A 9,509-nucleotide genomic window follows, 5' to 3' on the forward strand; every position below is an offset into this window, starting at 1 on the left:
TGGGTGTTGGGGGTTTTTTTTTTTTCATTGGGGGGGGGGGGCGGCCCGCGCCTGCCCCCGGCGCCCCCCACCCCCCTCGACCGGTTGTTCGTACGCCTCCCTCGGGGGCTACGCTCCGCTGGCGCCGAGCATGTCCTCACGCTCCACGAGCTTCACGCGCTCGCGGCCCTGCGGCTCGCCGAGCGCCTTCTCCGCGGCGTCCAGGCGGTACCAGCCCTCCCACGTCGTGAAGCGGACGTTCCGCTCGGCGAGGAAGGCGTCCACCGACTCGGGTTCCGGTGAGGTGGGCGTCTGAAGACGGCCGTTCCCGTGGTCGTCGAGCAGGCTGGCGACCGTCTCGTTGGCGTCGCCCTTGGTGTGGCCGATGAGGCCCACCGGACCGCGCCGGATCCAACCGGTGACGTACGTCGACGTCAGGTGCTCGCCGGTCTCCTCGATCACCCGGCCCGCCTTGTCCGGAACGGTGCCCGACTCGACGTCCCAGGGGAGCTTGGGCAGTTTGTCGGAGAGGTAGCCGACGGCACGGTAGACCGCGCCGAGGTCCCAGTCCTTGAACTCGCCGGTGCCCTTGACGTTGCCGGTGCCGTCGAGGGCGGTGCGCTCGGTGCGCAGGCCCACGACCTTGCCGTCCTCACCGAGGATCTCGGTCGGCGACTCGAAGAAGTGCAGGAACAGCTTGTGCCGCCGCTCGCCGACGTCGCGGATCGCCCAGTTCTCCAGGGTCTTGGAGACCATGTCGGCCTGCTTGTTGCCGCGCCGGGTCGCGATCGAGCCGTCGTCGTAGTCGATGTCCTCGGGGTCGACGATGACCTCGATGTTCGGCGAGTGGTCCAGCTCCCGCAGCTCCAGCGGGCTGAACTTCGCCTGCGCCGGACCGCGGCGGCCGAAGACGTGGACCTCCAGGGCCTTGTTGGCCTTGAGCCCCTCGTGGACGTTCGCCGGGATCTCGGTGGGCAGCAGCTCCTCCGCGGTCTTGGCGAGGATGCGGGCCACGTCGAGCGCCACGTTGCCGACGCCGAGGACGGCGACCTTCTCGGCCTCCAGCGGCCAGGTGCGCGGCACGTCGGGGTGCCCGTCGTACCAGGACACGAAGTCCGCCGCGCCGTACGACCCGTCGAGCCCGATGCCGGGTATGTCGAGGTGCCGGTCGGCCGTCGCCCCGGTGGAGAAGATCACCGCGTCGTAGAAGGCGCGCAGGTCGTCGAGGTTGATGTCACCCGGGTAGTCGACGTTGCCGAAGAGGCGGATCTGCGGCTTGTCGAGCACCTGGTGCAGGGCGGTGATGATGCCCTTGATGCGCGGGTGGTCGGGGGCCACGCCGTAACGGATCAGGCCGAAGGGGGCCGGCATCCGCTCGAAGAGGTCGATGGAGACACCGGGCTCGACGGCCACTGCGGACTTCAACAGCGCGTCGGCGGCGTAGATCCCGGCGGGGCCGGCTCCGACTATGGCTACCCGCAGGGGGCGAGGCATGATCAGGTTCCCTTCGAGCGGCGATCAGGAGTACTCACCGGGAGCCTAAACTAAGGCTATCCTAAGTCTGTAGCCGGGCTGGATCTATGACCTCATAACTCCGATTTATGAGTGGATCGAGAGCATGTCCGCCGATGCCCCTCAGCCGGTGCCCCTCAGATGCCGTCTCCGACGTACGGCCCCTCAGGCGTACGCCCGTCGCCTCAACTGTCGTAGTCGACGGTCAGGGTCTCCGAGACCGGGTACGACTGGCAGGTCAGTACGTAGCCCGCGTCGACCTCGGCGTCCTCCAGCGCGAAGTTGCGGCGCATGTCGGCCATGCCGTCGGTGACCAGGGCACGGCAGGTGCCGCAGACGCCGCCCTTGCAGGCGAAGGGCAGGTCGGGGCGGTTCCGCTGGGCGCCTTCCAGGATGCTGCGGTCCCGGACCAGTGCCGCGGTCGTGGAGCGGCCGTCCAGAGTGACGGTGACCTGGCTGACGGGCCCCTCGACGGCCGCCTCCTCGTGACGCACCTCTCGTACGGGCTCGTCGTCGGCGTAGAACAGCTCCCGGTGGACGCGGTCGCCGGGCACGCCGAGGCCGGTCAGGACCCGCTGGGCGTCGACGACCATGCCGTGCGGCCCGCAGAGCCACCAGTGGTCCGCCGACCCCACGTCGACCAGCGAGCCGACCAGTGCCGAGAGCCGCTCCGCGTCGAGGCGGCCGGACAGCACCTCGGCCTCGCGGGGCTCACGGGACAGCACGTGGGCGAGCTGGAACCGCGCCGGATAGAGGTCCTTCAGATCCGCCAGCTCGTCGGCGAACATCACCGTGTCCGTGCGGCGGTTGCCGTAGAAGAGGGTGATCGTCGAGCGCGGATGGGCCGCCAGGACGGACTCGGCGATGGACAGCATCGGCGTGACACCGGAACCGGCCGCGACCAGCACATGGTGGCCGGGCGCGGCGAGGTCGGGCGTGAACGTGCCGGTGGGGGCCATCACCTCGACCGTGTCACCGGGGCGCACCTCGCGCACGAGCCAGGCCGAGAACAGACCTCCCGGCACCACCCGCACCCCGATGCGCGGCACCGAACCGGCCGGCGAACAGATCGAGTACGAACGCCGCTCGTCCCGTCCGTCGACCACGCGCCGCAGCGTCAGCGACTGACCGGGCGCGAAGGCGAACTCGTCCGCCAGCTCCGCCGGGATCTCGAAGCTCACGGCCGCCGCGTCCTCGCACAGCGGCTGTACGGCGGCGACGCGCAGGGGGTGGAAGGCCGGGCGGCGGCGGACCCGCACGGGCACCGCCGGGGCGGGGGCCGTCGCGACCGCGGCCGGGGTCGGGGCCGCCGGGTCCGTGGTGTCTCCCGCCGGCTCTTGCCTCAGGCCTGCCATCAGATCTCCTTGACGTACTCGAACGGTTCGCGGCAGGCGCGGCAGCGGTGGAGCGCCTTGCAGGCCGTGGCGGAGAAGCGGGACGTCTCCTCGGTGTCCGTCGCGCCGCAGCGCGGACAGGCCACCGTGCGGCGGGTGGGGGCCAGGACGAGGGGCACCGGGCCTGCGGCGTGCCGGGGTGCGGCTCCCGGGGGTGCGATGCCGTGCTCGGTGAGCTTGCGGCGGCCCTCGGGGGTGATCCAGTCGCTGGTCCACGGCGGGTCCAGGACCGTACGGATCTCCACGCGCGCGTAGCCCGCGTCGCGCAGTCGTGCCGCCACGTCCGCGCGCATCTCGGCCATCGCGGGGCAGCCCGAGTAGGTGGGCGTCAGTCGCGCGACCACGGTGCCGTCCCCGCCCACCTCGACCCCGCGCAGGACGCCGAGGTCGGCCAGGGTGAGCATGGGCAGTTCGGGGTCCGGCACCTGCTCGGCGATGTGCCAGGCGCGCTGCACGTCCCGCACGGCGGTCACCATGTCGCCCCCGGGTGGGCGCGGGCCACGCTCTGCAACTCGGCCAGCAGCGGCGCGAGATGCTCGGTGTGCTCCCCGTCCCGGCCCGCGCCGGGCAGTGGCCGGAACACCGGCATGGGCAGCCCGGCGGCCTCGGTGACCTGCCGCAGGACGGCGACCACCTCGTCCCGGACGTCGTACGCCGTGAACAGCTCGCCGAAGTACGGGGCGATCTGCTCCATCGCCCTGCGCGTACGGCGGTGCGACTCGTCCGTGCCGTCACCGAGGCGCACGACCCACTCGGCCGCGTACTGCCGGTGGTAGGTCAGTTCCTTGACGCCCTTCGCCGCGACGGCCGCGAGGACCGGGTCGGGGTGCGACGACAGCTCCCCGAAGTGGGCGAGCCGCCAGCTGGACAGGACCAGCAGCCGCACGGCCGAGAACGCGAAGTCACCGCCGGGCAGTTCGGCCAGCCGGACGTTCCTGAAGTCGTCCGCGTCCCGGAAGTAGGCGTACGCGTCCTCGCCGCGCCCGGTGCCGTCGACCTGGCCGGCGCGGGCGTAGAGCAGCCGGGCCTGGCCGAGGAGGTCGAGGCCGATGTTGGCGAGGGCGACCTCCTCCTCCAGCTCGGGGGCGCGGGTGGTCCACTCGGCGAGCCGCTGGGCGCTCACCAGGGCGTCGTCGGCGAGGGCCACGCAGTCGGCGGCCAGCAGGTCGGCGGCGACGCCTTCGAGCACGGTGGTGTCCACGCCGTGCAGCGGGTCCTCGAAGCCGGTGCCGTACGCCCAGCGGGAGTCGTCCTCGTGTCCCTCGGCGAGGGACAGATAGACATGGTCGTCGCTCATGCCCTGCTCCTCAGATGTGTGGGACGTCGTCGGGGATGTCGTAGAAGGTCGGGTGGCGGTAGACCTTGTCGGCGCTCGGCGCGAAGAACGGGTCCTTCTCGTCGCGGGTGGAGGCGGCGATGTGCTCGGAGCGCACCACCCAGATCGAGACGCCCTCGTTGCGGCGGGTGTAGAGGTCGCGCGCGTGGGTGAGGGCCATCGTGTCGTCGGCCGCGTGCAGGGAGCCCACGTGGACGTGGTTCAGTCCGCGCTTGCCGCGTACGAAGACCTCGTACAGCGGCCAGTCGCCCTGGGTGGTCTCCGCCGTCGCGTCCGGGGTGGAGTCGCTCATGCCGTCGCCCCTTCCTGCGTACGCGCACGCGCGCGCCGTGCCTGCTTGGCCGCGTGGGCCGTGGCCGCCTCCCGTACCCAGGCGCCGTCCTCGTGGGCGGTCCTGCGGCGCTCCACCCGCTCGGCGTTGCAGGGTCCGTCGCCGCCGATGACCCGCTTCAGCTCGGACCAGTCGGGGGTGCCGAAGTCGTGGTGGCCGCGCTCCGCGTTCCAGCGCAGCTCCGGGTCGGGGAGGGTCACGCCGAGCTTGGCGGCCTGCGGGACGGTCATGTCGACGAACCGCTGACGCAGCTCGTCGTTGGTGTGCCGCTTGATCTTCCAGGCCATCGAGGCCGCGGAGTTGGGCGAGTCGCCGTCGGGCGGGCCGAACATCATGAGCGAGGGCCACCACCAGCGGTTCACGGAGTCCTGGACCATGTCCCGCTGGGCCTCGGTGCCGCGCATCATGGTCAGCAGCAGTTCGTAGCCCTGCCGCTGGTGGAAGGACTCCTCCTTGCAGATCCGCACCATCGCGCGCGCGTAGGGCCCGTACGAACTCCTGCACAGGGGGACCTGGTTGCAGATCGCCGCGCCGTCGACGAACCAGCCGATCACGCCGACGTCGGCGAAGGTCGGGGTCGGGTAGTTGAAGATCGACGAGTACTTCTGGCGGCCCTCGATCAGCCGTTCGGTGAGGTCGGTGCGGTCGGCGCCGAGGGTCTCGGCGGCCGAGTACAGGTACAGCCCGTGGCCCGCCTCGTCCTGGACCTTGGCGAACAGGATGGCCTTGCGGCGCAGCGACGGGGCGCGGGTGATCCACTCGCCCTCGGGCTGCATCCCGATGATCTCCGAGTGCGCGTGCTGCGCGATCTGCCGGACGAGGGTCCTGCGATAGCCGTCGGGCATCCAGTCGCGGGGCTCGATGCGCTGGTCCCGCGCGATCGTCGCGTCGAAGTGCTCCTGCAACAACTGCTCCGGGAGGGGCGTCCCGGCGGAGTGTGTCGTGGTCATCGATACCAGCTTCCCTACCGACCATTCGTTCGGTACCAGTGTGCCGCCTTTCCCCCGCCCGGGCAAGACCCACACTCGATCACCTGACCGAAGGGCCGGTCGGCGCGGGCCTCCGCTCCCCTCCCGGGCCGGCGCAAACCATCCGTGCGCCCCCGCGCCGGTCGCACGGAGGCGGGGACCGGCGTGGGAGCACTGCGTCGGCGGTGGCGCACCTCGCGCTACGGAGCGCCACGTCAGGGGCGCGAACACGCCCCTTTCACGCGGTTCCCTGCCGCCACCCGTGGCTGTTTGGCTTTACACGCAGCACCGCACTGCCCAGTCGTCCGCACAGCCCCACGGCCACCGCCCCGGCCTCCACCGCCCCGTGAACCCGCGCCCGACAGCCGCCCAGTGTCAGCCCAGCACCGCCCGCCTGCTCGCATCACGTACCCGGAGGACATGTGACCGCCCCGGAAAGTCCCCCCGACAGCGCCGTCGGCCCGCCCGACGCGGAGACACCGTTCACCAGTCTCGGCACACAGGCCGCGCGTCAGCTCGCCACCACCACCAAGTCCGCACCGCAGATGCAGGCCATCACCTCGCGGTGGCTGCTCAAGATGCTGCCGTGGGTGGACGTCAAGGGCGGCACCTACCGGGTCAACCGGCGACTGCAGCTCCGCGTCGGCCGGGGCCGGGTGCAGTTCGACCACAACGGCGCCGACGACATCAAGGTCATCCCCGAGACGCTCACCGAACTGCCGGCGCTGCGCGGCTACACCGACACGGCGGCCCTCCAGGAGATCGCCGCACGGTTCCGCGTACGGGAGGTGCGGGCCGGCCAGGTCCTCTTCGACGCCGGACAGCCCGTGACCGAGGCGTATCTAGTCGTCCACGGCCGGTTCACCCGCTACACCCCCGGCAAGTACGGCGAGGAGGAGGTCACCGGGGTCGTCACGGACGGCGCCCAGCTCGGTGACGAGGCCATCGGCCAGGAGGATCCGCGCTGGCACCACTCGGTGCGGGCCGACACCGCGGGCACGGTGCTGACCCTGAACTGGGACAGCCTCGAACAGTTCGTGGCACGCACTCCGTCCCTCGCCGCGCAGCTCGCCGCGTTCGCCGAGCAGCAGAGCAAGCCCATGAACCGCAAGGGCGAGGCCGACGTCCCCATGCAGGCGGGGCACGTGGGCGAGCCGACCCTCTCCGGCGGCTTCGTCGACTACGACCTCTCCCCGCGCGAGTACGAGCTGTCGCTCACCCAGACGGTACTGCGCGTCCACACCCGCGTCGCGGACCTCTACAACAGCCCGATGGACCAGACCGAGCAGCAACTGCGCCTGGCCATCGAGGAGATCCGCGAACGCCAGGAGTGGGAGCTGGTCAACAACCGCGAGTTCGGTCTGCTGCACAACGTCGACCACGCCCAGCGCGTCAGCACCTTCTCCGGTCCGCCGACCCCCGACGACCTCGACGAACTGCTGTCGATGCGCCGCAAGACCCGGGTGTTCCTGGCCCACCCGAAGGCGATCGCGGCCTTCTTCCGGCAGTGCAACCGGCGCGGTCTGATGCCCGGCACCACCACCGTCGAAGGCCATGAGGTGCCCGCGTGGCGCGGTGTCCCGTTCCTGCCCTGCGGCAAGATCCCGATCAGCCCGCAGCACACGAGCAGCGTCATCGCCCTGCGCACCGGAGAGGCCGACCAGGGCGTGGTCGGGCTCTACCAGACCGGCATTCCCGAGGAGTACCAGCCGGGGCTCAACGTCAGGTTCATGAACATCGACACCACCGCGATCATGAACTATCTGGTGACCGCCTACTACTCGATGGCGATCCTCGTTCCCGACGCGGCGGGAATCCTGGAGAACGTCCAGGTCGGGCGGACCGCGGAGTGAGCACCCCGCCCGTGTCCCCCACGGCTCCCCGACTGCCCGGTCCGCCGAATCTCGCCCGCGCCACCACCCGCCGTCGCAGCGGCGCGGTCCCCGGGCTGCGGTACCGGCCGGCCGTGCCCGCCGACCCGGAGAAGGCCGCGGAGATCGACCGCAGGCTGGAGGCCTGGGCCCGTTCCCTGGATCTGTTCCCGCAGAGCTGGACGGGGGACTTCGCGGGGTTCCAGTGCGGCCGGGCCGTCGTGCTCCAGCACCCCGGCGCGATCAGCCTCGACCACCTCATGGCGGCCGGGAAACTGCTGCTCGCCGAGAACGTCGTCGACGACTGCTACTGCGAGGAGGTCGAGGGCCGGGGCGGAGCGGCCCGCGGGCTGGGCGGGCGGCTGGTCATCGCCCAGTCGGCGCTCGATCCGTACCACGGCACACCCGAGCTGGAGGAGGAGTGGCGCCACGGCATGGCGGCCGACGGGCCGCTGCGGTCGTACCACCACGCCCTGCGGGACTACCGCGAGCTCGCCACACCCAGCCAGAGCGACCGGATCGTGCACGACCTGGCCCGGCTGCACATGGGCTATCTCGCGGAGGCCGCCTGGTCCGAGATCCGGTACGTGCCGCAGATCTGGGAGTACCTGGTGATGCGGCAGTTCAACAACTTCCGGCCGTGTCTGTCGATCGTCGACGCCGTGGACGGCTACGAACTGCCCGCGGCGCTGTACGCCCGGTCCGAGATCCAGCGGATCACCGCGCTCGCCTGCAACGCCACCACGATCGTCAACGACCTGTACTCCTTCACCAAGGAACTGGCCTCCGACCCCACCCATCTGAACCTGCCCCAGGTCATCGCCGCCAACGAGCGGTGCGGACTGAAGGCCGCCTATCTGCGGGCCGTCGAGATCCACAACAGGATCATGGAAGCGTTCGAGGAGGAGTCGGCGGTCCTGTCCGCCACCTCGCCCCTCGTCGCGCGCTACGCCGAGGGCCTGGCCTCGTGGGTGTCAGGGAACCACGAATGGCACGCCACCAACTCCCACCGATACCACCTGCCCAACTACTGGTAGCACCACCGTCCCGGCCCATCGTCACAGCGCCACGAGGAGTCCCCACTTGACCATCACCAACACCGAGACCACCGCAGCATCGGTGCCGAGCCAGTCCACGTACCAGACCCGCGTCGCGGACTACTGGAACGCCGAGGAGAACCCGGTCAACCTCGAACTGGGGAAGATCGACGACCTGTACCACCACCACTACGGCATCGGAGCCGTCGACCGGTCCGCTCTCGACGAGGGTCCCGGCTCGGGCCCCGACCGGATCACCGCCGAACTGCACCGGCTGGAGCAGGCCCAGGCCGACCTGCTCGCCTCCCGGCTCGGCGACCTCTCCCCCACCGACCGTGTCTTCGACGCCGGCTGCGGGCGCGGCGGCGGCAGCGTGGTGGCCCATCTGCGGTACGGCTGCCACACCGACGGGGTGACGCTCTCCCGGAAACAGGCCGACTTCGCCAACGAGCAGGCCCGTAAGCGGGGCATCGACGACAAGGTGCGCTACCACCACCGGAACATGCTCGACACGGGCCTGGAGAGCGGCGCGTACGCGGCCTCCTGGAACAACGAGTCCACCATGTACGTGGAGTTGGACCTGCTCTTCGCCGAGCACGCCCGGTTGCTGCGCCGCGGGGGCCGCTATGTGACGATCACCGGCTGCTACAACGACGCCTACGGGCGGGCCTCCCGCGAGGTGTCGCTCATCAACGCGCACTACATCTGCGACATCCATCCGCGCTCGGAGTACTTCCGCGCGATGGCCCGCAACCGGCTCGTGCCCGTCCATGTGGAGGACCTCACCGCCGACACGATCCCCTACTGGGAGCTGCGCCAGGAGGCCGGGCATCTGGTCACGGGCATCGAGGAAACGTTCCTGAACGCGTACAGGAACGGCAGTTTCCAGTACCTGCTCATCGTGGCCGACCGCGTCTGACGTGCCCTGAACCGGCACCCGGGCCCGGGCCGCGGGGTCGTCGCCCCGGGCCCGGGGGCGGGGGCTCAGGGGGGCGCCCCCCCCCCCCCCGCGGCCCCCGGCGGCCCCGACCCCGGGGCGCAGGGCGAGAACGGTGGCCGTGGCAGTGGCCAGAGTCAGCCA

At 71.0% G+C, this 9,509-nt stretch carries 9 protein-coding genes; 3 read left to right on the plus strand and 6 right to left on the minus strand.

What is annotated here, in order from left to right; translation table 11 throughout:
• Positions 1-108 precede the first annotated feature (108 nt).
• The 6 genes from ACFVH5_RS42180 to paaA form a co-directional block, all read right to left on the minus strand.
• A complete protein-coding gene (locus ACFVH5_RS42180; RefSeq protein WP_384799325.1) occupies positions 109-1,473 on the minus strand; it encodes an FAD-dependent oxidoreductase in 1,365 nt (454 codons plus the stop codon).
• Between the two features lie 203 nt (positions 1,474-1,676).
• A complete protein-coding gene (paaE, locus tag ACFVH5_RS42185; protein ID WP_385838984.1) occupies positions 1,677-2,846 on the minus strand; it encodes a 1,2-phenylacetyl-CoA epoxidase subunit PaaE in 1,170 nt (389 codons plus the stop codon).
• Positions 2,846-3,361: a 1,2-phenylacetyl-CoA epoxidase subunit PaaD gene (gene paaD, locus ACFVH5_RS42190; protein WP_385838985.1), complete on the minus strand. Its 516-nt coding sequence runs from the start codon at positions 3,359-3,361 to the stop codon at positions 2,846-2,848. Before paaD ends, paaE begins: the two co-directional genes overlap by 1 nt.
• Entirely contained in the window at positions 3,355-4,182 is an 828-nt protein-coding gene (paaC, locus tag ACFVH5_RS42195) for a 1,2-phenylacetyl-CoA epoxidase subunit PaaC (RefSeq protein WP_385838987.1), read from the minus strand. Before paaC ends, paaD begins: the two co-directional genes overlap by 7 nt.
• A gap of 10 nt (positions 4,183-4,192) precedes the next feature.
• Positions 4,193-4,513, minus strand: a complete 321-nt coding sequence (gene paaB / locus ACFVH5_RS42200) for a 1,2-phenylacetyl-CoA epoxidase subunit PaaB (protein WP_385838988.1) — start codon at positions 4,511-4,513, stop codon at positions 4,193-4,195.
• On the minus strand, positions 4,510-5,502 hold the full coding sequence (gene paaA / locus ACFVH5_RS42205) for a 1,2-phenylacetyl-CoA epoxidase subunit PaaA (protein ID WP_385838989.1): 993 nt from the start codon (positions 5,500-5,502) through the stop codon (positions 4,510-4,512). The genes paaB and paaA overlap by 4 nt, the downstream gene beginning before the upstream one ends.
• Before the next feature lie 440 nt (positions 5,503-5,942).
• On the opposite strand from paaA, the gene ACFVH5_RS42210 reads away from it, so the two are divergent.
• From ACFVH5_RS42210 to ACFVH5_RS42220, 3 genes are read left to right on the plus strand one after another with little or no spacing between them, the layout of a single operon-like run.
• Entirely contained in the window at positions 5,943-7,373 is a 1,431-nt protein-coding gene (locus ACFVH5_RS42210; protein WP_385838990.1) for a family 2B encapsulin nanocompartment shell protein, read from the plus strand.
• Entirely contained in the window at positions 7,370-8,428 is a 1,059-nt protein-coding gene (locus tag ACFVH5_RS42215; RefSeq protein WP_385838991.1) for a family 2 encapsulin nanocompartment cargo protein terpene cyclase, read from the plus strand. Before ACFVH5_RS42210 ends, ACFVH5_RS42215 begins: the two co-directional genes overlap by 4 nt.
• 46 nt (positions 8,429-8,474) lie before the next feature.
• Complete coding sequence (locus tag ACFVH5_RS42220) at positions 8,475-9,347, plus strand: geranyl diphosphate 2-C-methyltransferase (RefSeq protein WP_385838993.1); 873 nt, start codon at positions 8,475-8,477, stop codon at positions 9,345-9,347.
• Positions 9,348-9,509: the final 162 nt, after the last annotated feature.

It is taken from the genome of Streptomyces sp. NPDC127119 (assembly GCF_042677425.1).
In the GTDB taxonomy this organism is placed as follows: domain Bacteria; phylum Actinomycetota; class Actinomycetes; order Streptomycetales; family Streptomycetaceae; genus Streptomyces.